Source organism: Agriterribacter sp., from assembly GCF_035445465.1.
In the GTDB taxonomy this organism is placed as follows: domain Bacteria; phylum Bacteroidota; class Bacteroidia; order Chitinophagales; family Chitinophagaceae; genus Agriterribacter.
Map to the genome: position 1 here is coordinate 148,563 of NZ_DAOMQT010000005.1, position 23,655 is coordinate 172,217.

A 23,655-nucleotide genomic window follows, 5' to 3' on the forward strand; every position below is an offset into this window, starting at 1 on the left:
ATTTATCAGTGTTTTTATTAATATAGCAACAGCCAAAAAAAACCCGGAGATCATCCGGGTTTTAATTTTTATAGTTGGAAACCTATTTATTAGCAAGGCACAGCACTTTCTTTTTTTTCACTGGTTTTTCCTTTAACCAGGGCTTCACTGCCATCATCCTGGTACCAGCTTGGTTTAGTGCTATGGTTAACTGGTTTGTATGTGCCTACCAAAGCTCTGCTGCCATCGTCTACAAGCCAGCTTGGTTTAGTGCTATGGTCAACAGGCTTGTAAGTGCCTGCCAAAGCTTTACTGCCATCATCCACGTATATGCCACGTTTACCGGTTTGCTCAGCACCTGGATTTGCATTTTGCTTTCTGTTTACATATTTATCCGCCAAAGCTTTACTGCCATCATCCTTTAAACTACCCGGCTTTTCATTTTGCAATTTATTGGGTGAATTACTGGTAATAGTGGCTGCTGGAGCTACTGCACTTCGATTCTGTACCACATTGGGTTTCGTGGTGATCAAGCTTTTAGATGCTTCGTTAACGGAACCTTTAGAAGTCACTGTATTTGAACCCGATTGCTTATTTGTAGATATCAGCAACTCCATTCTTTTTACAACCTGGCTTACCGATTTGATACCATCAATAAGTCCTATTTCTACTGCATCTTTAGCATAAAACATCTTACCCGTTTTCCAGTCATTCCCCTTAATAATACCGGCTCTATTGGTTGCAACAGTATTAATAAAATGGGTAGCAATTACTGAAAGATCTTCTTTCAATGGATCTTCATTACCTTTTAAAGCTTCAATATAATCCCGGTTCTTATCTGTGCTTTGCGGTGCATATATCTCCTTTACTTTGAGTTTGAAATAATCCTGGTAATGTGCATCCCAATCAGCGATAGTGACATACACTCCAACACTTCCTACCTGGTCCGTCTTTTGGGTAACATATATTTCTTTTGCGGCGCTGGCTATCCACATTGCAGCACTGGCCGCCATACCATCATCAATGATTGCTATTATCGGTTTCTTACGGCCTGCTTCCTTTATTGCCTGGGATAACATAGAAGTACCATCAACCTGTCCACCAGGGCTATCAATGTTTAGTAATATACCGCTAACGTTACTGGCTATGGCTAATTGGTTAATGAGTTGGGTATAATCAGCCATGCCATAACTACAGATATCTCCATGCTTCAAAAGCGGTCCGAAAATATCAACCATGACAATAGATCCATTGGGTAATTCCCTTAAATCTGTATGTCTACTTATTGAAAATACATTCTGTGCTGCTGCTATTCTTTCTGCTGGATGAGATTTAACAGCATCGGAACTTCCATCCGGATCTATTCTTTTACCAGCAGTGGCAAAGCCAAAATCAACCGGCTCCCCTTGCATGAGGCGAATAGCCAGCGGTCTATGTGCTTGGGCCCATTGTTTATCCAGTAGCCATTTACCCCTTAAGATGGCTGAAATTGTGTGATTTATTTGCATATAAAATATTTTTATTCCTTACAAAAATCTAAACAATAGATTGCTGTGAAAAGGACAAATGAAAACAATTGCAGATACCCTTTCATCAGCTTACAGGACAAATCAAACCGCCTATATCATCAAGTCTTTAGCCTAAATATATTCCGGGCTGAATTGCTGCCCGCCCTGTTAGTTCCGGATAAAGGATTTTTAAAAAAAATGGTTGCAATTGCAACCATATATCCCTTTTCGGGACCATAAGTGCGCACCTCTGGCTGATAGGGCGGGTGCGGTTTTTAAGCCATTTTTTTTGGTTTTGGGAAAAATTGAAAATTATATCATTGATTATCAATGAAAATATGAAAAAAAGAGGCAAAAAAGCACCTCGAAAACGGCGAAATCACCCAAAAAAATGCAGGTGCACCTCTCTAAAATCATGATCTGGATGGAAAATACAGGTGCAGAACCAGAAAGTTGCTGCTAATTCCCCATTTTACTGTTACACTGTTACAAAATTTTAAAACCCTTGCTGGTATTGGTTTCTATACTCCAAAACCTTGTAACAGCACATTGTTACAACACTGTTACAAAGTAATATATAGTTGTAACGACTTGTAACAAATTGTAACAGTAAATGGACTATGTAAAATTGCTGTTACATGCTCAAACCCTTTACTATACTTATTTTTAGAGGAAAATATAATAATTTGTAACAGTTGTAACAGGCTTTTTAGAACTCCTAAAGAATAGATTGAAGCGGGGATGGGGATTCCCGATTATTGCAGAAATAAATTCAGCAACTACCTGCTGCATAAACGGTAGTTGCTGCAGCCAAAAAAGCTTTTCAGCGGGCAAATTGCCCATTGAAAAGCTTTAACGATGTGGATAAGCTGGAATGCTCAGTTATTCTTACCCGGGGGTTTTTTAATTTCTACCACCTTGGCCTGGTCTGTGTCTGACAAACTCAAAATAGTGTCAATGTAAAAAATTGTATCGGTTGCCAGGTTAATGTGTTTGTATATAGTAGGTAAAACTTCATCCATCCATACATATGCGTTTGATAACAAAGTCTGTTTTATTTCATTATCAGTATCAAGCCTTGTTCTTAGCAGTTTCCGATACATTTTAAAAGTGCTTACAGCTGTAAGCGGATTACCGTCTTTACCTCTGGTTGCATTTTCTTCGTCTTCCATAATGATTATATTGCTTTGAGTTTTGCCGGTATCGGCTTATTAATATATGAATTAGGGAAAAGGCATTGCCCCAAATCCATCATCACTTTATAAAGGAGCATTATGCGGATCCTATACCATTCATCTCGGTCTGAGGTTTCTTCAGCAGCCATAAGACCAAATACCAGGTCAAATAATAGTTCATTGTATTCTTTCTGGTTGTGATTAAAGTTTTCAACCAGGTTATAAAGTAATCGGCTCACTTCCTCCTGATTTTCCGTTAAGTTATCTTCTTCTGATATTGTTGTTTGATAAACTGAGTTTTTTAGTGTTGCTTTTCCATGTACAGTTGTTCCCTGGGAAACAACTTCTTCATGGACTTTTGAGCTTAATAAGCTTTGCTGCCTTATTAGCCGTCCTAATTCTTCCACACTGAGAAGATTTAAATTATCTGAAATAAATCTTGATATTTTTACTAACTCCTGGATTGTGTTCATGATTGTTTTATTGAATTGGTTTAAAAATAGGCTACAGCGCTGCATGGCAGGCTATAGCAATGCATTACTGATAAATGCAGAATAATTCTAAATGAAATTTCAACCGTTTGCTATGGAGCAAATGGAGCTGCCGGCATAAATTCTTTATCTGGTGAACTATCTACACCTGGATGGATGGTAGATTCGTTGAGCGTTTTATCCACGATGATTTTCGCAATAAGCGAAACTAATTTTTGCTCATCAGGAGGTAACTTCATTTTGCCATGTGGATTGGCTTTTGGGGTCTGGATGATAATTACTTTGTCGTCTTTTAGTTCTTGCATTGTAAAAGATTGAATTGGTTAAAAAATAGGAACGCTCGCTGCAAGAACTATATATTGCATAGCAATAAAAAGACTGCCGGACTTTCACCGGTACGGCGTTCCCAAAAGTTGACTTAATAAAAGTTTGGTGGATTTGCATATGCAACTGATATTTTAAATAGTTCTTGCACTTCAAAAGTATAAAAATTTATTGCAGATACAAATAATTTTTTCAGTTTTTTGAGAAGCTATGAAATCCCATGTTATTAATTTCACGGCTTTTGATGCCCTTCGTGTTCACAACGTATTTCCCTTTTTTATCGGCAGTAATGTAAGCACCAATCACAGATTCATGATAAAACGGTTCTATTTTATATTTTTTAAGAAGGCCCACAAACTCCTTAGCAAAAAAGTATGCTTTTTTTGCCTCGACACTGTTTATGTAAACTTCAGTTTCCTCCTTTACTTTTTGGTACACTCTTGTTTTAAGCTCAAGATTGTCATTCTGATCGAAAATGTAAAGCTTGAATACATCACTGGGCAAAGCAATGCGCTGGCTAATCATTATATTCTGAATTTGGGTTTGTGCCAGGTTGATTATTTTTTCCAGCTTACCAAAATCTTCCGGCAGCTCTACCAGCTCCATTAATTTTTCCTTATTTAATTTTAGATTGTTAACTACAACCTCGCCATTATTAATTTGTTTTGTAGAAACGAATTTTTTGGTATTGAAAATCAGATCAAGTAGTTCCTCCTTTATAAATGTTCCAACTGAAAAAGACACGAAAATCCTAATGATTTCATTGATGTATTTTGCCAGGCGCTCCAAAACGGCGATTTCATCTTTATATAGATCATCATCCGAATAGATCAGTTGTTTTTCATTTTCAAAACCAATTTTAATGATTTCCATTTGATCCTTTATTTTTTCTGGCAAGGAAAATGGATTAACATTAGCCGACGTAAAAACGATGTGACTAATGCCGGAATCTTCTGAAAGAAACGGTGCAACAATATCAGCTAAGCGCTCAAAAGCCTCCTGGTCCGGAATGTTTTTTAAAATAAGAGTTTTCGTTTCATCGGTACATCCTATATCCTTTGCATTTTTTATTTCATGCTGGCAAACATCTATTTCAATAACATTGCCTATGGGAGTGGCAGGGATAACCTGTCTGGATCTGGCAGTTTTACCGCTGCCATGCGGGCCGAAAATTCCTGTAATTTTTTTCATGATTGTTTTGTGTTTGTATTTATAAAAAGTGTTCGATTGCTACTTAATTAATGTCCCAGAATTGGGAATGGAACTTCATCCGCTTTGTAGGTTGGTGTACTATTGTTTCCCTCGAAAATTTCCGATAAAAATTTATTTTCAGGGGATGGCTCAACCTCATCATTTTCCTTTACAAAATCGGATCTCTTGAAAATATATGGGCGGCCGACTTCCTCAACCTGTATACGTTTCATTGTTGCGCTGCCCGTAGAATAGTCCACAATATTTTTGGGGTAGCTGTACCGTTTTGTTTTGAATTTTTGTTCAACCAGGGAAAGGATTTCGGTATCAGCCAGCCCCGGATTTTTTTCCTTGGCATAGAAAAAGGCCTCCTCCTTACTTTCATACTCTCGGCCTGCAAATAACCATACATGATAAGGTAGGAGACCCATATTTTTCTTAAGAATTTTTTCTACATAGTTGGCATTCTGTTTTCCGCCCAGGGCTTCCTGGTGGATTGCTTTTTGACTCATTTCTATTGTTTGAAGGCCGGTATCCAGGAACATTTCGCGCAGGAAATGCCGGATATCCTTTTCCACACCAGGCTGGCTGAATTCAATTACCCGATTTAATGCATCTGTTTTAAGCAGGTCGGGATGGAAGTGCATCCGGTTTTTCCGTTCTGTAACCAGCTTTCTGTTATTTAGAAAGGAAAGGAATCCAGGAATTTCATCTTCCATCCTTGCAAGAATATCAATATCCACTTCTTTAAGCACAGGCACTTTAAGTATCCAGTAGCGTATATCTTCCTTTGAAGCATAGATAAAGTTTTCCTCATTGTTGGTTATTAAAACGAATTTCATAAAACAATCCAGCTCTACTTGGTCCCTACCTTTAGCATTCATGAAAACTTTAGTGGCAGTGCTCAATGACTTTATCTTTTCAAGAACAATGCGTTTCTCAATCATTGTTTCGTCGCAGACTACGACAAGTTTGGATATCCAATGCGAATTGAAATTTCCTGCCAAATCATCATTTCCGACGATGGCCACATTTGCGCCGAAAATTTTTCTCAACAGAAAGGCAAAAGTTGATTTTCCGGTATTGTTTTCTTCACTCACCAAACAGAAAACAGGTAATTTTTGCTCTGGATTTAAATAAAGGATCTGCAAATAATCAAGTAACATCTCAAGAACTGAAACCTCAATTTTTGCTTTCGTTTTTTGATCAACATAAAAAGCTTTTCTTTCCGCTGCTATATGGCGCAAAAATTTGTTTATTGCAGGCAAATCAATTAGGTCGAATGTTTGTTCAGCCGGTAAATAATCTAAAGGGGAATATAAGTTCCAACAAGTACCTATTACCTGGTTAAAGTTTTTATTGTCAGGCACAATACAAGGAGCATCGAATTTCTTAATTGACTTTAAGAATTTTTTCCCGTAGTCGTCTATAATGGTTGTTTTATTGAGGCGGATTAGTACTTTTTCAAGGTGGCCATACTTATTGGGTTTCAAAATAATTTTGAAATAATCATCGCCAATCCTGATAAACATTTCTGCTGCAGCAGGCGAAACCTCGATACATTTTTCTTCCTTTTCGTCCCATTTATATGTTCCACCGTGCCATTTAAATTGGTTGTGCAATAGCTCAGGGTATTGTTCCGCATGGAAAAGCACGAATTCATTTACATCGTGTAGCCGAAAATGGCGCCAAAGCTTTTTGGCTTCATATGTTATATCTATTTTTTCGAAATAGTCTGAAGAATTTGGGCTTGCCAAACATTTTAAAATATCTTTTTGCTTTTCTGGCAAGGCAATCAGTATATCATCCGGTCCCTTTAAGTCATCTTTGCTTTTTCCAAATTTTTCAGCCAGAGCGTGGCTTTTTGGATAAGAAAACGTAACCTCAACATTTTCATCTTTAAGCTGGTTTTTCAGGTTATTTGCAAGGTTAAAAAAGGTCTTCGGGCGGGAAACCAAGTCTTTGCCTTCTTCCAATGCTTTTAATGAAATATTTAATGCGTCTCCATCCACAAGGATTTCCACCCTTTTAGGTTCACAAGTTTTAATGACGCGTAATATATCGCCGTGAATTTTTTTGGTTTCCTTATCGTTGTAAAGTGTTACCGATTTAATAGCAATGGCATACCCACCTGCCATACAAATCTTAAAGGCTTTAAAATCGCCTTCAACGATAAACAGCACTTCGATGTGGGTTTTATCTTCAAGGGCTTTAATTACTTTATTAAAAATACCAGGTGGGGGAGTTGCTCCTGGGGGGAATGTCATTTTAGCAAATGAGCCGTCTGACATTTTTTTGGGTTCTGCATGTCGTGTTGAATAATACGTTTCCTTAAACCTGCTGCCTTTTTTGTTGATCTTAATCTCATTTCGGTCTGCATCAATCGCCATTATTTTGATGGATCCGTCTTCGGTAGGGATAAAAATCGGCTTACTTATTAACTTGTCTTTGTGTTCACCATTCACATTTTCATTCGCCCAAACATCAATACAATTATGTTCATTGGTGATGCCATATTTTTCCATCCTTTGCTGGAAATAACTTTTTTCCTGGCTTTCTTTTTTTTCACTATTTTCGTTACCTAGTGTTAAGTGTGCCATTAACTTTAATAATTTAATGAGTGAATTATTTATTGTTAATGGCTTTTTTCTGTCCTAATTTTCCTAACCAGGTTTCGGCATCCAGCCGGATTTCTCGTTTGGTTTTTTGCCGACCTTCTTCAGCCCATTTCAACAATTCCTTTTTGTAAAAAAGTAGCTTACCTCCTTTTTTTATGTAGGGAATAGTTTTTTCGCCACAAAATTTATAAAGCGTAGGCACTGCCAGTTTAAGGTAGGCAGACGCCTCCTTAATGTTTAGTATTTCGTCCTGATCAGGTGCCAGTAAGTCGGGGGGAGTAGGTTGATAATGCTTACTATTTTTGAGGCAGTTATTTACACAGTCTATTATTACTGTTTCTAAGTCCTTTAGCGGAAAAGAGGATAAAATAATTTGGTCCATATCAATTCTGTATTTGATATGGCAAAAGGATAAAAAATATTAAACCCTATTTCCCTTTTCTTCCTAAATTATTAAGGAGAGGAGAAAAGGTTTCTAATATTTTTTTTGTAATCGAATTTTTATAAGGTTCAATTTTCTTATAGGTATGCGTAAATTCACTTCCATCTAATCCAGCACCTTTTATTTTCGTGTTTATTAGTTTTGCAACAACTTTTATAGATAGATCTTGATTTATAATTTGAGCACCTGGGAATTGTTTTAGGGCATCAATCCATACACGGAAAATACCTTTACCCTTTCCTATATAGTTGTTATCTATATCTATTACCGGCATAGGTCTCGAAATAGCTCTTAAAGCTTGAATAGCATATTCTGCGTACTCAGGTTTACAAAAGATATCCTCAAAAGCTCCCGGTTGAGGTTTAGGGTTTCTTGACCTTGTTTCTTTATTAATAATCTTGGATGAAGGGGCATACTGATCATCAATCAATTTTTGCAAATACTCAATGTTTTTTTTAACCGAAATTGCTTTGTAGACCAGATTCAAACTATCACTCAAAAAATAACTATCCAAAATAATAAAATTAGAGATTGACTCTCTCTCTTCATAAAGGGAGAAAAAATTTTCAAAACTTCCCTTTTTCAATAGATCGAATTTAATATACCGGATCAACTCGGCACCATCGTTCATTAATGGGTAAATCCAATAGCTTTCAATACTTTCTATAAACCCAGGAGCACTACCAAATATGGGATCTATATCCTGGCAGGCTGCTTGCAGATCCATATAACAGTTATCAATCAATTTCCGAAGTATAATTTTCCTGTGTTCCTGATCTGCTGCCACATGATTTAACTGGTACGTAACTGAATCTACAAAACCTTCATGGTCCGATTGTACCCAGGAGTCCCCATATAGTATCTGATCTCTGTACCGTTCATATATTTTCTTTAAAGTTTCAAATACCTGGCTGCTGATTAAATATTCATCTATTTTTATTTTATGGTCAATGGCAAATAAATAATCTTTAAAGCCAGGTGCATGGCTATTAGCCGGGCAAATGTCTTTATCCAATAAAAGGGTATCTATTTCCTTTTTTGTCATTTAGCTTTTGTTTTTTTAAATGCCGTTAAGGCTTTAGCTTGTGTTCTCAGGGTTTCATTTTCAAAACTGTCCAAATAGTTCTGCGTTGTTCTTAGGTTACTATGCCCCAACATTTCGCTAATTAAATCTATGCTGGTGCCTGAGCGTTTTAATACTGTTGCAAAACTGTGCCGGGCAGTGTACGTAGTAAGTGGGGGAGTAATCTTCAGATCCTTAGATATTTCCCTCATGTTATCATTAATAACGTGTGTGAGTTGTTGAATGAGTTGGTATTGCCGCTCTGGGGTTTCCTTACCTGTTAAAACCGGAAATATAAAAGTATCACCATCCTTTTTCTTGTTACCCCATTTCTTAATAATGGCTCTGGCTTCCGGCTGCAGCACAGCATAAATTATTTTTTCTTTTTTTTGCCTTATAGTTTTAGCTCTCTTGAATTTCAGTATACTTTTATCAATGTCCTTATACTTCAATAAACAGAGATCCTTCACATTCATGCCATTTCCCAGGTATAAAAAAATCCAGTAATCTTTTGCCATTTCCATGCTACTTCCAGGCAAGGCTTTATAATCAAACACCTTTTCAATAGCAGAAATCTTCAATGCTTTCTTTATGTTCCTGCCTTCCGGGATTTGATATTTATTTTTCTCATTTTCATTTCTGCGAAATGGGTACAATGCCGGCAATATGTCTTTATTAGAAATAGCGATGTTGAAAATGGCTCTAAGTGAGCGGAGGTACATGCTGATGGTAGTTTTAGAATTATTTTTTTCGAGCATAAACCTTTCATATTCGTTCAGCTTATCCGGGGTAATATCTGAGAATTTCGCACCAGGTAGAAAGTTATTTAAACTTGCCTGGGCACATTCATATGTAACTGCTGTACCTATTTGCCCGGCCGCCCTTAATTGGCGTATTCGTTCTGCAAAAGCCAGGTTTACAACGTCCTGGGCGCTCCTATTGGTGAGGAAGCTTTTTTCAAAATCCTGCCAGGTAAAGGAGGGTAGTTCTTTGATTATGGCAACAGCTTTATTTTCATAACTGCGAAGCTCAGTGCCTACTTCCTTTAATTTGCTTTTGATAGTTTTTGAAAGAGGTTTCCGGACTTTCTTTTCTTTGTCATTTAACGGAATGTCCAGAGCTACCTTGTAGTAATCTTCAGAAAGTGCATGGGGAGTTGAGTAATAAACCTGTTTTCTTTGAAAGGTTATTCTTATTTTAACCGGATAGGTGCCATCTTTTAATTCCCGTCGCTGATCCAATACGATGCTTGAAGTAGCTGTGTGCACTATTGATTTTTTTCCCATTCACATACTATTTGCATACAATATTAGTTAAAATATATAAAGTGAACGCTTTTTTGTATTAAATAATATAAAGCAATATGCCGTGAAATACATATCCCTGCTATATTGTAGTTATATTTTGTTATACTTCTTTATATTGCCTAATATGCTTTAGATATGCCTTACAAGCAGAGGGTCCGCGGTTCGAACCCGTGTGCTCCCACATCTTAAAAGGTTTTGATTAAAACTAATCAAAACCTTTTTTTATTAGGTGCGCTTTTTATATGCGCTGCTATGCTTTCGCTGCGTCTGTCTCGAAGTAACATTTTTTATTACCACCTTTTTTACATGGTACTGTCTTTTTTCAACCATGATATTTTAGTTCCAAAACGATCTGAGAGCAAAAACGCAGATTTCTGTATCAGCGAGCTACTCAATGAAATTCTTGTACAACACCTGGGCAGCAGCCTTTAAAAACGTGATATCCCCATTAGTATACGCCGCATCGCAGCCGTTGGTGATCAGCACAAGCCCGAATTTGTCTTCAGGGCTGAAAAACATAGCGCTGTACAACCCATACGCAGAGCCCGTATGTCCGGTGAGTTGCCTGCCGGGAATGAAAGTATCCGTTGTTAACAAAGCCAGCCCGTATTTTTGAGCTTCGCTTACAGCAGTTTGCATCTCCTGCGCGCTTTTTTCGCTGATGATCTGAATTCCCCTGTATGTTCCCCTGTTCATGTGCATCTGCATATATACTGCAAGGTCTCTTGCGGATATTTTCATACCGCCGGTTGGAGAAAATACGGGAGTTGAATAGCCGGGCATGTAGTTGCGTATCTCTTCCCTTCTTGGATTGTAGGCATCTGCAGCAGCCGTGAACTTTTGCGTGGCGGAGTCATATTCGTATAAGGTAGCAAATAAAGATGTATCCAGCGAATCAATACAGTATCCTCCGTACAAACGCAGCGGTTTTAAAATATGGTTTACCACATACTGATCAAAACGCTCGCCGCTTATTTTCTCAATTACTGCACCTGCCATATTAAAATTAAGATTGCAATACCTGTAGCCTCCGCCCGGAGGATAGTTGCTATAGCATGCCGCATAACCGGGGTTAGTTGCAGGGTTGATCACATCCAGCTTAAAATATCCCTGGCTGTCGTTAATGCTTGAGGTATGAGACAGCACCATCCTTAGCGTAATAACAACATCGGGATATGCAGGATTGCGTACGGTAAAGCCTACCAGGTGGCTTATATCATCATCGAGCGAGAGCTTCCCGGCTTCCACCAGTTGCAGAATGGCGGTTGCGGAAAAAGATTTGGAGATGGAAGCGATACGGAAAATATCGTTACGTTTCAAAGCCTGGCGCTGCGCTATATTCTTGAGTCCAAAAGCATGGGTGTATACAATTTTGTCATTTTTCACCACAGCTACAGATAAGCCTACAGCGTTGTATTCCTGCATCAGCTTTTTGATTTCCGCCCGGGCTCGCCCACGCTGGGAAAAGCTTTCGGGCTGCAATACCGCCAGCAGGCAGCAGGCAATAAAAATTGTTTTATATACTATTGGCTTCATATTGTAGAATCCCGGCAGGACGGTTTGCAAACGATAACCCACAGATCATAAATGATAAACTCCTACCCTGCTAAATGGCCCATGAGGTAACCGTATTTACCAGTTTCTCCTGATAGGGCACGGTAACCTTTATATAATTATCTGTATACCCTTCCATCATGCCATTTTTATTCCGGCTCTCAAATAATACTTCCCGGCTCTGCCCGCTGTGCTGCCCTGTGAAATACTGCATTTTCATGTACGACAAATTGCGTAATGTTTTATTGCGTTCATGCCGGGTATGCACCGGCACAACGGGTTTAATGGAAAGCGCAGCGGTATTATCTCTTTCGGAGTAAGTGAATACATGAAGATAAGAAACATCGAGCCCGTGCAGGAAATCAAATGTAGTGCTGAAATCTTCCTCCGTTTCTCCCGGAGATCCCACTATTACATCGGCGCCAATACAGCAGTGCGGCATTAAGGCTTTGATAGTGGCAACCCTGTCTGCATACCATTCCCGCTTATACCTGCGTCGCATCAACCCCAGTATACGGTTACTGCCGCTTTGCAGGGGTATATGAAAATGCGGCATGAATTTTTTACTCTCCGCTACAAACGCTATAATATCATTTGTAAGCAGGTTGGGCTCTATGGAAGATATGCGGTAACGTGCTATCCCTTCCACTTTTTCCAGCTCCTGTATAAGCTGGAAAAAAGTTTCATTCCTTTGCACACCGGGAGCGTTTAGGCTTTCACTGATCCCAAAATCACCAAGGTTAACGCCTGTTAATACAATTTCTTTTACTCCGTTAGCCGCCAGTTCCGTGGCATGTGCAACCACATTGGCAATGGTATCGCTCCTGCTCTTTCCGCGGGCCATGGGTATGGTACAAAAAGAGCAGTTATAGCTGCAGCCATCCTGCACTTTTAAAAATGTTCGGGTACGGTCATTTAACGAAAACGAGCTGTTGAATCCAGATATTTCGTCAATATCGCAACTGGATATCCTGGCAGAATCACCCTTGGTGAGCTCTTTGAGATGAGTGGCTATATTAAATTTTTCGGCGGCACCCAGCACTAAGTCCACCCCTTTTATTTCAGCAATTTCCTGTGGTTTGAGCTGTGCATAACAACCTGTAATTACTACCAGGCTTTGAGGAGATTTGCGCTGGATGCGGCGTACCAATTGCCGGCATTCCTTATCGGCATTGTCGGTAACGGAGCAGGTATTGATCACATATACATCTGCAATGTCTTCAAATGGTCTTTTCTGGAACCCTTCATTTTCCAGCATCCGGGAAAGTGTAGAAGTTTCAGCAAAATTGAGCTTGCAACCCAGTGTATGAAAAGCCACTGTTTTCGAAGTATCCATAAGTGCGCAAAGATACTCGAAATGCAGAAAAAGCAGGCTATCGTATTCCTTAGTTTCCGGGCTTCACATCTTTACCAAGAAAAATATTGCCTTTATATACTTCCTCAATTGCGTTTAGCAGGTCTTCCACAACCGCGTATTTAAAAACATAACCCCGAGCTCCCGCGTCTAACATTTTCCTGATATAAACCGGCGAAGTATGAAAAGATACACCAATAACCTTAACGTCCGGATGCTCATCCGTCAGCTTCCGGGTAGCCTCAATACCCGAAATGGGCTTCATATTAATATCCATCAGCACAATATCCGGTTGCGATTCCCGTACCTTATCTATCACTTCCTGGCCATTGGTACATTCTCCTACTACGATGATGTTAGCATGGCTGCGCAGGAACATTGACCAGGCGCTTCTAATTTCAGGATGGTCATCAGCAATCACAATTCTTATCATTTGTCTGGTGTATTTAGGGTAACTACTATACAATAGTCGTATAAATACGTAGAAAAGTTCCCATCAGACAAAATAAATATGAAAATCCTCCTGTTTAATTACCAAATATCAACCTTAAACCAAACTAATATCCAAAACCTGCTGCATATTTTTCACATAATGGAACTTCATGCCCTTAATAAAATCGGAATTGATTTCCTGCACATCCTTTTCGTTTTGCCAGCACATCACCACTTCTTTCATGCCGGCACGCTTGGCAGCCAGCACCTTTTCTTTTATGCCGCCTACCGGCAATACCTGGCCGCGAAGTGTAATTTCACCCGTCATCGCCAGGTAGGGCTTTACTTTACGGCCGGTGAGCGCTGAAGCTATGGCCGTCATCATGGTAATGCCGGCGCTGGGTCCGTCTTTAGGTACAGCGCCTTCAGGCACATGCACGTGAATATTCTTTTTTTGAAACAACTCAGGGTCTATACTGTATTTCCGGGCATTGGCCTGCAGGTAGGTTAACGCCGTTGTGGCACTTTCTTTCATTACATTACCCAGGTTACCCGTAAGCTTTAATTCCCCTTTTCCATCACTCTGCGTGGTTTCAATAAACAATATATCACCACCCACATAAGTGTACGCAAGGCCTACGGCCACTCCGGGCATATTGGCTATTTTATACAGGTCGTTGCTGTACCTGGGCTTACCCAATATTTTTTCAATGTCCCTGGTTGTAAGGGTGGGCTTTAATTTACTCTTTATGGCATATTCCTTGGCCAGGGAACGCATAATGGAAGCCAGTTGCCTGTCTAATTCACGCACCCCGCTCTCCCTGGTATAATCTTCAATTATTTTTTCCAGAACAGCATCACTAACTTTAATATTCATACCCTTTAGCCCATGGAGCTCCTTTTGCTTGGGAAGGAGGTGACGTTTGGCTATCTGTACTTTTTCTTCAACAGCGTACCCGTTAAGATCAATGATTTCAAGCCTGTCTCTCAATGCAGGCTGGATATGCTGTAAATCATTGGCGGTGGCAATAAATAATACCTTGCTTAAATCATATTCCAGTTCAAGGTAGTTATCATAAAAAGTATGGTTTTGCTCCGGATCCAGCACTTCCAGTAATGCAGACGAAGGATCGCCACGGAAATCATTTCCCACTTTATCTACTTCATCCAAAATGATTACAGGATTGCAGGATTTTACCTTCCGTATAGACTGGAGGATACGCCCCGGCATAGCGCCGATATATGTTTTACGGTGCCCCCTTATCTCGCTTTCATCATGCATACCACCCAGGCTAAGCCTTACATATTTGCGGTTCAGGGCCGCTGCTATGCTTCTGCCCAGGGATGTTTTACCAATACCGGGAGGTCCTACAAAACAAAGGATGGGACTTTTCATATCTCCTTTCAGCTTTAACACTGCCAGGTATTCCAGCAAACGCTCCTTGATCTTATTCATACCGTAATGATCACGATCAAGTATTTTTTTGGCTTTGCTTAAATCATAAGAATCTATTGTTCCCTCATTCCAGGGCAGCTCCAGCATCAGGTCGAGGTGATTGTATACCACAGAATAGTCGGGTGTGGAAACATGCATGCGTTCCAGCTTTTCTATCCCTTTCTTAAACGCCTCTTTTGCAGCTTCCGGCCATTTTTTAGCATCCGCCTTTTTCTGCATTTCCCTTATCTCTCTTTCATTGGCATCCCCACCCAGCTCTTCCTTTATGCTTTTTAACTGCTGCTGCAGGAAATATTCTTTTTGCTGCTTGTCTAATTCGGTTTTGGTGCGGTTGGTTAGCTGGTTCTTTAATTCGGCAAACTGGAGTTCGCGGTTAAGCAGGTGCATGAGCTTTTCGGCCCTTACTTTTAAATCATTCATTTCAAGCAGCTCTTGCTTTTCCTTTAAATCGCTGCTGATATTGCTGCTAACAAAATGAATAAGGAAGGATGGGTTTTCAATATTCTTTAAAATAACAGATGCTTCAGAGGGCATATTGGGTGAAAGCAGGATGATCTGTGCCGCCAGGTCTTTTATGGAACTTACCGTTGCCGCAAAATGCTGGTCATCATCAATATTTACTTTATCCTCCTCCAGCAGATGTATCGTAGCCCTGAAATACGGATCTTCAGCTACAATCTTCTCAATAGCAAATCTTTTTCGCCCCTGGATGATGATGGTTGTTCCGCCATCGGGCATCTTTATAAGCTTAATTATTTTTGCTACCGTGCCGGTAGTTTCCAGATCATTCACTGTGGGGTCTTCCACCGTACTGTCTTTTTGCGCTATCACACCTACCAGTTTGTCAGTCTTGTATACATCATTTACTGCTTTTATAGACCGGTCTCTACCTACGGTTATGGGTAAAACCACTCCCGGAAATAAAACGGTATTGCGCAGGGGTAATAAGGGCAATTCGGATGGAACGCTGATCTCATCAGTACTTTCGGAGTCATCTTCATTCAGGGGGATGATGGGCATAAACTCCATTTCATCTTCTGGTCTTAAAAAAATATCGCTTCTTTTCATAATCTTCCGTTCAAAAGTCAATATGACATATTTTCAAAGCAAACACGCCCTGAAAAACTTTGGTAATACCTTGGTCAAGTATAATGCCAGTAAAAAAACAAAAAATCCGGATGCCATGATCCGGATTCTTCAAATAATTATTTTATTTCTTTTAAAGCGCTATGCCAACGCCTAACTGCACCGTTTGGCTTTTCCAGTTATCCCGGTTATCTATATCATTAATATTAGACAGCCCGATGCCATACCTGCCATATACCCTTAGCTTGAGGATATTAACCTGCGCTCCGCCTACCATTGAAAAGTCGCCATTCTTAAACGCCTCTCCGCCATTTTCAAGCAGCGTATTGTGCTTATTCATTAAAATACTGAACTGTGGACCTGCCTGGAGGGTAAAAAATGAAAACGGACGGTAGGAAAGCATAAGCGGAATACTCAGGTAATTCAGTTTTACATCTTTTAATTCATTTACCGACACTTTATAAATATCATGAAAATCGGTAGAGGTGGTAGTATTGGTTTGACTGAACAGTACCTCGGGCTGAATACCCCATTTGGAAGAGAACATAATTTCGGGAGCAACGCCCAGATGGTAACCTAACTGGTATTCGTCTTTAAATGATTTCCCGTCTAACTTACCCATATTGGCGCCGGCATGAATGGCAAGCTTAATTCCCTGCGCAGATACCGAAGAAGCGATAAAAAGGAAGCTTATACAGGCAACAGAAAGAATGAAACGTTTCATACGTGGAGTTTTATTTCCTAAATCTAATCCAATATAATGCCACCTGCAATAGCTGCTTCAGAGTATTTTGTTAACTAAATCTAAGTGAAATGTTATACCTGGAGCTATTAGCTTTCAGCAGTCAGCGGGCAGGTTGTTGCAGGTTACAGGTTTCAGGAACTTGCAACCTGTAACCCTACGACAGTTCAATGAGCGTAATCTCCGGCAAAATACCAACCCTTCCGGGATAGCCAATGAACCCAAACCCGCGGTTAATATACAGCTTTTGATGAGCCTGTTCGTACAGCCCCGCCCATTGCTTATACACATATTGCACCGGGCTCCATTTAAAGCCGGGTACCTCCACGCCAAACTGCATGCCATGGGTATGTCCGCTCAGCGTAAGATCAATATCGCTGTATTCGGGCCGCACCTGTGCATCCCAGTGGCTGGGATCGTGACTCATTAAAATTTTGAAAGGATATTTCTCCGTACCGGCATATGCCTCGTGCAATTTACCATACTTGGGGAAATTGGCTTTGGCGCCCCAGTTCTCTATTCCCAGTAAAGCAATTTGCTGTCCCTGCTTTTCCAGCACCACATGTTCATTCATTAATAAACGCCAGCCCATCTCAGTCTGCAATTGCTTTAATCTTTCCAGGTTTTGTACCTTTTCTTCCTGGTTCAACCACTTCCGGTAGTCGCCATAATCATGATTTCCCAATGTACTGAATACGCCCATAGGCGCCCGTAACCTGGCAAATACTGCTGTGTAGTCTTTCATTTCACTGGCCTGGTCATTTACCAGGTCGCCGGTGAAAAGAATAAGATCCGCCTGCTGATCCATGATCATTTGCACACCATGTTCCACCGCTTTTTTATCGGTAAAGCTTCCGGAATGTACATCTGAAATATGAACCACTTTCAATCCTTTAAAAGCATCGGGAAGATTAGGAAAATTCAGCTTTACTTTTTTTAGCTGGTAACGGTATTTATTGGCAAACCCCAGCATCATGGCTGTCATTAAGCCTCCACCGACAGCCAGCCCGAGCCAGCTCATAAACACCGATCTTGAAATGCCGGCCGCCTTAAATGGCTCGCCTTCTATATATTGGTAAAACAGCTTACCTCCTCCCCATTGCAGTAACCTGCGCAGATCGTCTGCCAGTAAAAAGATTACCGTAAGTGATTTGGAAAGAAATAAGCCTATAATAGTGGCCATCCAGTAGGTGCGTAAATTCCTGGGCCAGCTATCCAGATTGATATACGGAAGAATGGCAAGCGTTATCACAGTCACCGCGCTTAGGCCCCAGTACAGGCTGTAAACCGTAAATCTGGTCCTGGGGGAAACAGATTGCAATGTAAACTTAACAGCCTGAAAAACATACAGGTCAATCAGTAAAACAATTAGTATAAAAATCCATGTGCCGGAATAACTGCGCATATTGCTACATTAATTCAAAAATTCGAAGCCAATACAACAATAAACCACAAATAATAAACCACAAACTCAAAACCGGAACGGATAACCCTTGAAACCTGCAACCTGAATCAATTTTAAATCAATACGTTCCGTATCCTTAAAACCGTATAAACTCTTCCAGTTGTTCGTCAATTACTTTCAATGTTACTGCATCTTCAATATCCTTTCCGCCATTTAACAACCTGTTCACTACCGATATAGGCAGCTTATTATGATGCACATTCATTTTAAGGTAATGCAATACACCGGTAAGATGTTCCATTCCCCTGAGGTTGCCCGCCCGCCCTGTAGATACGCCGGTAAGCAATGCTTTTTTACCCCACCACACTTTTTCAATATCGGTATTGTCAATCATGGCTTTTAATACGCCCGGGAAACTGCCATTATATTCGGGTACAACAAAAATAAATTTCCGGGCAGGAATGAGCGCTTCTTTTTCCAGCTTCCTCAACTGGTCATTCCTGCTGTTAACATCCAGCCCTTCAAGCGAAACAAACCGGGTGAGAATTCCTTTTTTTTCGAGCAAATGAAAATACTGCTTTGCCACCCGTATGGTATTACTTCCGGGGCGGTTCGTACCGGAAATAATGGTATATATATCTGCATGCATCTTAATATCGGCTGCTGTGAATGAATTGTTCAATGAATATTATTACCGAAACTGTATTTTTGTCAACATGTCGCGGTTGCACCGGCCTTATCCCTGCAAAGATAAACCTGTTTCAACCACTAAATAATATCATTAACGATCATAATATATAGAATGCGGTTTACTTACTACGGACATTCCTGCTTTGCCGTACAAATTAAGGGCAAAAACATTCTTTTTGATCCTTTTATTACGCCTAATACATTAGCTGCTGATATTGACATCACTAATATACAGGCAGATTACATTTTTTTGTCGCACGGGCACGAGGATCATATCGCCGATTGTATAAGCATTGCAACCAGAACCGGCGCCACGGTAGTGTGCAGCTTTGAAATTCATGTCTGGCTGAATAACCAGGGAATAACTCATACCCACCCCATGAATACGGGCGGTAAATGGGTGTTTGATTTTGGAACGGTAAAATGCGTGGTGGCGCAGCATTCAAGCGGGTTGCCCGATGGCAGCTATGGCGGCAACCCTATGGGTTTCGTTTTTACTACCGGCGAAGGAAACTTTTATTACAGCGGCGATACCGCCTTAACTTTAGATATGCAACTGGTTCCGCAGTATGCTTCATTGAATTTTGCTATTCTGCCGGTAGGCGATAATTTCACAATGGGCATTGACGATGCCATTCAGGCAGCGCGTTTTATACAATGCAGGCAGGTGATCGGCGTTCACTACGATACTTTTGGTTATATTAAAATTGATCATGCAAATGCAAAGCAGGCCTTTGTAGCACAGGAAATGAAGCTGCATTTATTGGCAGTGGGCGAAACCCTTGATATTTAATAAAAACAGCGGAAATAATAAATTACATTTGCCATTTGGCAAACCGGCAACTGCGGCCGAAGCAAACATTCGAATAACAATCTACGTAAACAACACATGGCAAGAATTATAGGTATAGCCAATCAGAAAGGCGGGGTAGGAAAAACCACTACGGCTATTAACCTGGCTGCAAGCTTGGCGGTATTAGAAAGGAAAACGCTGCTGGTAGACGCTGATCCCCAGGCGAACAGTACCACGGGAGTTGGGTTTGATTTGCATAATATACAAAAAAGCCTGTACGATTGCATGGTAAACGAAACGCCGGCAAGAGAAACGGTATTAAAAACCGAGATCCCTAATTTAGATGTTATTCCTTCGCATATTGACCTTGTAGGCGCCGAAATTGAAATGATTAATTACCCCAACAGGGAAAATGTGCTGAAATATATTCTCGATCCTATCAGGGGCGATTATGATTTTATTGTGATTGACTGTTCCCCGTCGTTAGGTCTTATTACCGTAAATGCCTTAACCGCAGCCGACAGCGTGGTGGTACCCGTGCAGGCAGAGTTCTTTGCGCTGGAAGGACTGGGCAAATTACTGAACACGATAAAAATTGTACAAAGCCGGCTTAATCCGGAACTGGTTATTGAAGGTATTTTAATGACGATGTACGATGGCCGGCTGCGCCTCTGCAACCAGGTAGTGAACGAGGTAAGACATCATTTTGAAGAAATGGTTTTTGATACCATCATCCACCGCAATACCCGCCTGAGCGAAGCGCCCAGCGTGGGTAAGCCGGCCATTTTATATGATGCGGAAAGCAAGGGATCCATCAATTACCTGAACCTTGCCAAAGAAGTTTTGCAACGCAATAACATGACGAAAATATCACAGGAAGAAAGAACCTTAACTCTTGATAATGAGCAGCACTCCGAATAATAAAAATAAAAAAGAAGCTTTGGGCAAAGGGATACGTTCCCTGCTGCAAAGCATTGATGCCGATCTAAAAACTACCGGTGGCGACCACCTGAAAGGCGGTGTGGTGGAAAAAGTAACCACAACCATACGCGTTCCTGTGGAACAGATTGAGGTTAACCCCAAACAGCCCCGCCACGATTTTGATGAACAGGCTTTGAACGAGCTGGCGAACTCCATTAAGCTGCACGATATTATTCAACCTCTAACGGTTTCCAAAACAGGCGATAAATACCGCATTATTGCAGGTGAAAGAAGGTGGCGGGCAGCTAAAATAGCAGGACTAAAAGATATCCCGGTATATATCAGGCAGGCCAATGACCAGCAATTGTTAGAGTTGGCGCTCCTGGAAAACCTGCAGCGCGAAAACCTCAATGCCATAGAAATCGGCATCAGCTATAAGCGCATGATGGAAGAATTAGAGTATACGCAGGAGCAGGTAGCGGAGCGTATGGGCAAAGAAAGAAGCACGGTAACCAACTATATCCGTTTATTAAAACTCCCTCCCGATATACAAATAGCCGTTCGCAACAACAGCATTAGCATGGGGCACGCGCGGGCTATCATAAACGTTGATACCGTTGACCAGCAGTTGTTCATTTTTAATGAAATTAAAAAACAGGGACTCTCGGTACGTCAAACCGAAGACCTGGTCAGGAAATTATATAAAAGCGGCGCTGTTAAAAAACCGGTAAAAGCGGCACTGCCCGCTCCATTCAGAAAAATTGAGGATAACTTGGCCTCTCACTACGGTACCCGCGTAAAAATGCAACATAATAAAAAGGGGCATGGCGCCATTACCATTGAATATTTTTCGATCCAGGAGCTCAATACCATTCTGGAAAAAATGAATGTTCCGGCTGTTTAATGTAATCATGGATATGCATAAGCAACACGTGCTATTGATACTTCTCTTAGCATTTTGTGCACTACAGGCAACTGCACAAAACGATACAACCATTACTGCACAACCGGCAGACAGCATTATAACAGCGCCGGCGCGCATAGCGGCAGATAGTTTACCCCAATCCGTTTCCATTACCGACACCTCAAAAAAAAGAAGCCCTGCCGGCACAGCCGCGCTGCTTTCTGCCATACTGCCGGGCGCAGGACAGGTATACAATAAGAAATACTGGAAACTACCCCTGGTATATGGCGCACTGGCTTTTCCGGCATATACATTTGTTGACAACCTCAGATGGTTCCAGCGTACGCGGTATGCATTTAATGTTTTATCGGCTAAAGACACTGCCAATTATGAAAATGTATATGTGCAGTTACAACCCTTGGTTAAACGCGGAGATAAGTCGGGACTTCAGAATTACCGCAACGATTTCAGGAGGAATGTAGATTACTCGGTGCTGGCTTTTCTTTTACTATGGGGACTGAACGTGGTTGACGCCACGGTTGACGCGCATTTAAAAGATTTCAATATCACCGATGACCTGAGCTTACAAATTAAGCCCGGGTATATGCCCATTGCCAATACGGCCGGAATAGGTATTGTGCTTAATATTGGTAAAAACCATACCAACCGGCTTTCTCCGGGCCGTTAATTCTGTTTATCTTTGCCGGCTGAAAAATAAATTAAATAACAGATGAAGATAGCATTGATCGGTTACGGCAAAATGGGCCATGCCATTGAAGAAATTGCCATTCAGCGCAAGCACAGCATTGTACTAAAAATTTCAATAGACAATACGGAAGATAACACAGTGGAAAACATAAGCCAGGCCGATGTGGCTATTGAATTTACCGGGCCCGAAAGTGCCTTTGACAATATTAACAAATGCTTTGAGGCGGAAGTGCCGGTGGTTTCGGGCTCTACCGGCTGGCTAAGCCGGTACCAGGAAGCGGTGTGGAACTGCAAGGCGCAAAATGGCGCCCTGCTGTATGCCAGCAACTTCAGTATTGGGGTAAATATCTTTTTCGAGGTAAATAAAAGACTTGCCCAGTTAATGGCTTCCCAAAAAGATTACAGCGCTACTATAGAAGAAACGCATCACACCCAAAAAAAAGACGCCCCCAGCGGCACTGCTATCACACTGGCGGAACAAATACTGGCGGTTAATCCCTTTAAGAAACAGTGGGTTAATACAGAAAGCCATAAAGCATCCGATCTTCAGATCATCAGTAAAAGAACCGATCCGGCGCCGGGAACCCACCGTATTCTGTATCATTCGGATACAGATGATATTGAGATCATACATACCGCGCATAACCGTTCGGGCTTTGCTTTAGGTGCTGTATTGGCTGCTGAATTCTTATACGGGCAACGGGGCGTATTTACCATGAGCGATGTGCTGGGTCTGTAATATCGGTGCTTATCTGTGAAATTTGTGAGAAAACAGATTCAGGCGCTCACAGATAGTACGGATGTACAAGATGGGGTAAAGTTTTTTCACCTATAATCACTTCAGTTTGTTTCAAAGGAAAAGACGAACCTCCTGATCTTTTTTGTTTTCCTGATGAAAATCAGCTATACTTCCCCGTGTTTAATGCCTGAAATCCGGATTTTAAAATTAAATTGCTGATTGTTTAAACCCTGTAGGATATGCTTTCTAAAAAAACACAGTATGCTTTTAAAGCGCTCATGTATATGGCCCAGGTAGAAAAAGAAGGGCCTATACTTATTGCGGAAATAGCCCGGAAGAAAAAAATACCATTGAAATTCCTGGAAAATATACTCTTAGAACTAAAAAACGGGGGCGTATTAGACAGTAAGAAAGGTAAAGGCGGCGGCTATTTTTTTAAGGAATCGCCATCGGATATTCACCTGGCAAAAGTGATGCGTTTGCTGGATGGCCCTATTGCGCTCCTTCCCTGTGTAAGCCTGAACTTTTATGAACGATGTAAAAACTGCGATGAAAAAAACTGTGGGTTGCGTGATACGCTGATAACGGTAAGAGATGCAACGCTAAGGATTTTAGAAAAAAAGACAGTTGCCGACCTGGTATAAAATCCAATCAACTGGCAGCACACGAAAAAATATACCATAAGCCCCGCCCGCCCGTTACCCAGTTGCTGCCACGGATCAAAACTTCAATTCACCTGCCTGTGTTTGTATAACCAGTTCCTGTTGCTCCGA

The 23,655-nt window shown here is 40.9% G+C and carries 22 protein-coding genes; 6 read left to right on the forward strand and 16 right to left on the reverse strand.

The genetic code is table 11. From position 1 onward, the window contains the following. Positions 1–89 precede the first annotated feature (89 nt). From PLE34_RS04655 to PLE34_RS04730, 16 genes are all read right to left on the reverse strand, one after another. Positions 90–1,487, reverse strand: coding sequence for a S49 family peptidase (locus PLE34_RS04655; RefSeq protein WP_324554615.1), 1,398 nt, complete (start codon positions 1,485–1,487; stop codon positions 90–92). An 878-nt stretch (positions 1,488–2,365) separates the two neighbouring features. Next, positions 2,366–2,659 carry a hypothetical protein gene (locus tag PLE34_RS04660; protein WP_324554616.1) on the reverse strand — a complete coding sequence of 98 codons (294 nt, stop codon included), beginning with the start codon at positions 2,657–2,659 and terminating at the stop codon, positions 2,366–2,368. Between the two features lie 5 nt (positions 2,660–2,664). Beyond that, positions 2,665–3,135 carry a hypothetical protein gene (locus PLE34_RS04665; RefSeq protein ID WP_324554617.1) on the reverse strand — a complete coding sequence of 157 codons (471 nt, stop codon included), beginning with the start codon at positions 3,133–3,135 and terminating at the stop codon, positions 2,665–2,667. A 110-nt stretch (positions 3,136–3,245) separates the two neighbouring features. Continuing rightward, the gene (locus tag PLE34_RS04670; RefSeq protein WP_324554618.1) at positions 3,246–3,458 is read right to left on the reverse strand and encodes a hypothetical protein; all 213 of its coding nucleotides are present in this window, start codon (positions 3,456–3,458) and stop codon (positions 3,246–3,248) included. Between the two features lie 211 nt (positions 3,459–3,669). Then, positions 3,670–4,668 carry a hypothetical protein gene (locus tag PLE34_RS04675; RefSeq protein WP_324554619.1) on the reverse strand — a complete coding sequence of 333 codons (999 nt, stop codon included), beginning with the start codon at positions 4,666–4,668 and terminating at the stop codon, positions 3,670–3,672. Positions 4,669–4,715: 47 nt separating this feature from the next. Continuing rightward, positions 4,716–7,268: a primase-helicase family protein gene (locus PLE34_RS04680; RefSeq protein WP_324554620.1), complete on the reverse strand. Its 2,553-nt coding sequence runs from the start codon at positions 7,266–7,268 to the stop codon at positions 4,716–4,718. A 25-nt stretch (positions 7,269–7,293) separates the two neighbouring features. Continuing rightward, positions 7,294–7,668, reverse strand: a complete 375-nt coding sequence (locus PLE34_RS04685; RefSeq protein WP_324554621.1) for a helix-turn-helix domain-containing protein — start codon at positions 7,666–7,668, stop codon at positions 7,294–7,296. Between the two features lie 46 nt (positions 7,669–7,714). Continuing rightward, the gene (locus tag PLE34_RS04690) at positions 7,715–8,773 is read right to left on the reverse strand and encodes a hypothetical protein (protein ID WP_324554622.1); all 1,059 of its coding nucleotides are present in this window, start codon (positions 8,771–8,773) and stop codon (positions 7,715–7,717) included. After that, the gene (locus tag PLE34_RS04695; RefSeq protein ID WP_324554623.1) at positions 8,770–10,077 is read right to left on the reverse strand and encodes a tyrosine-type recombinase/integrase; all 1,308 of its coding nucleotides are present in this window, start codon (positions 10,075–10,077) and stop codon (positions 8,770–8,772) included. The genes PLE34_RS04690 and PLE34_RS04695 overlap by 4 nt, the downstream gene beginning before the upstream one ends. Positions 10,078–10,485: 408 nt before the next feature. Continuing rightward, positions 10,486–11,634, reverse strand: coding sequence for a serine hydrolase domain-containing protein (locus PLE34_RS04700; protein WP_324554624.1), 1,149 nt, complete (start codon positions 11,632–11,634; stop codon positions 10,486–10,488). A 70-nt stretch (positions 11,635–11,704) separates the two neighbouring features. Beyond that, complete coding sequence (gene mtaB, locus PLE34_RS04705; protein ID WP_324554625.1) at positions 11,705–12,988, reverse strand: tRNA (N(6)-L-threonylcarbamoyladenosine(37)-C(2))-methylthiotransferase MtaB; 1,284 nt, start codon at positions 12,986–12,988, stop codon at positions 11,705–11,707. Between the two features lie 49 nt (positions 12,989–13,037). Beyond that, positions 13,038–13,439, reverse strand: coding sequence for a response regulator (locus PLE34_RS04710; RefSeq protein ID WP_324554626.1), 402 nt, complete (start codon positions 13,437–13,439; stop codon positions 13,038–13,040). Positions 13,440–13,553: 114 nt separating this feature from the next. Further along, complete coding sequence (gene lon / locus PLE34_RS04715) at positions 13,554–15,962, reverse strand: endopeptidase La (protein ID WP_324554627.1); 2,409 nt, start codon at positions 15,960–15,962, stop codon at positions 13,554–13,556. Between the two features lie 151 nt (positions 15,963–16,113). Beyond that, positions 16,114–16,704 (reverse strand): porin family protein, encoded by a 591-nt coding sequence (locus PLE34_RS04720; RefSeq protein ID WP_324554628.1) that lies wholly within the window; start codon positions 16,702–16,704, stop codon positions 16,114–16,116. A 175-nt stretch (positions 16,705–16,879) separates the two neighbouring features. Beyond that, positions 16,880–18,127 (reverse strand): metallophosphoesterase, encoded by a 1,248-nt coding sequence (locus PLE34_RS04725; protein ID WP_324554629.1) that lies wholly within the window; start codon positions 18,125–18,127, stop codon positions 16,880–16,882. Between the two features lie 136 nt (positions 18,128–18,263). After that, positions 18,264–18,809: an NADPH-dependent FMN reductase gene (locus PLE34_RS04730; protein ID WP_324554630.1), complete on the reverse strand. Its 546-nt coding sequence runs from the start codon at positions 18,807–18,809 to the stop codon at positions 18,264–18,266. 120 nt (positions 18,810–18,929) lie between these two features. Here PLE34_RS04730 and PLE34_RS04735 point away from each other — a divergent pair, with 120 nt between their 5' ends. The 6 genes from PLE34_RS04735 to PLE34_RS04760 all read left to right on the forward strand — a co-directional run bounded on the left by PLE34_RS04735 (position 18,930) and on the right by PLE34_RS04760 (position 23,526). Further along, positions 18,930–19,610 (forward strand): metal-dependent hydrolase, encoded by a 681-nt coding sequence (locus PLE34_RS04735; RefSeq protein ID WP_324554631.1) that lies wholly within the window; start codon positions 18,930–18,932, stop codon positions 19,608–19,610. Between the two features lie 96 nt (positions 19,611–19,706). After that, positions 19,707–20,531: a ParA family protein gene (locus PLE34_RS04740; RefSeq protein ID WP_324554632.1), complete on the forward strand. Its 825-nt coding sequence runs from the start codon at positions 19,707–19,709 to the stop codon at positions 20,529–20,531. Continuing rightward, entirely contained in the window at positions 20,512–21,435 is a 924-nt protein-coding gene (locus PLE34_RS04745; protein WP_324554633.1) for a ParB/RepB/Spo0J family partition protein, read from the forward strand. Before PLE34_RS04740 ends, PLE34_RS04745 begins: the two co-directional genes overlap by 20 nt. Before the next feature lie 13 nt (positions 21,436–21,448). Continuing rightward, positions 21,449–22,123 (forward strand): DUF5683 domain-containing protein, encoded by a 675-nt coding sequence (locus tag PLE34_RS04750; RefSeq protein ID WP_324554634.1) that lies wholly within the window; start codon positions 21,449–21,451, stop codon positions 22,121–22,123. A 42-nt stretch (positions 22,124–22,165) separates the two neighbouring features. Next, complete coding sequence (dapB, locus tag PLE34_RS04755) at positions 22,166–22,882, forward strand: 4-hydroxy-tetrahydrodipicolinate reductase (protein WP_324554635.1); 717 nt, start codon at positions 22,166–22,168, stop codon at positions 22,880–22,882. A 239-nt stretch (positions 22,883–23,121) separates the two neighbouring features. Further along, complete coding sequence (locus tag PLE34_RS04760) at positions 23,122–23,526, forward strand: RrF2 family transcriptional regulator (RefSeq protein ID WP_324554636.1); 405 nt, start codon at positions 23,122–23,124, stop codon at positions 23,524–23,526. The last annotated feature ends 129 nt before the right edge of the window (positions 23,527–23,655 follow it).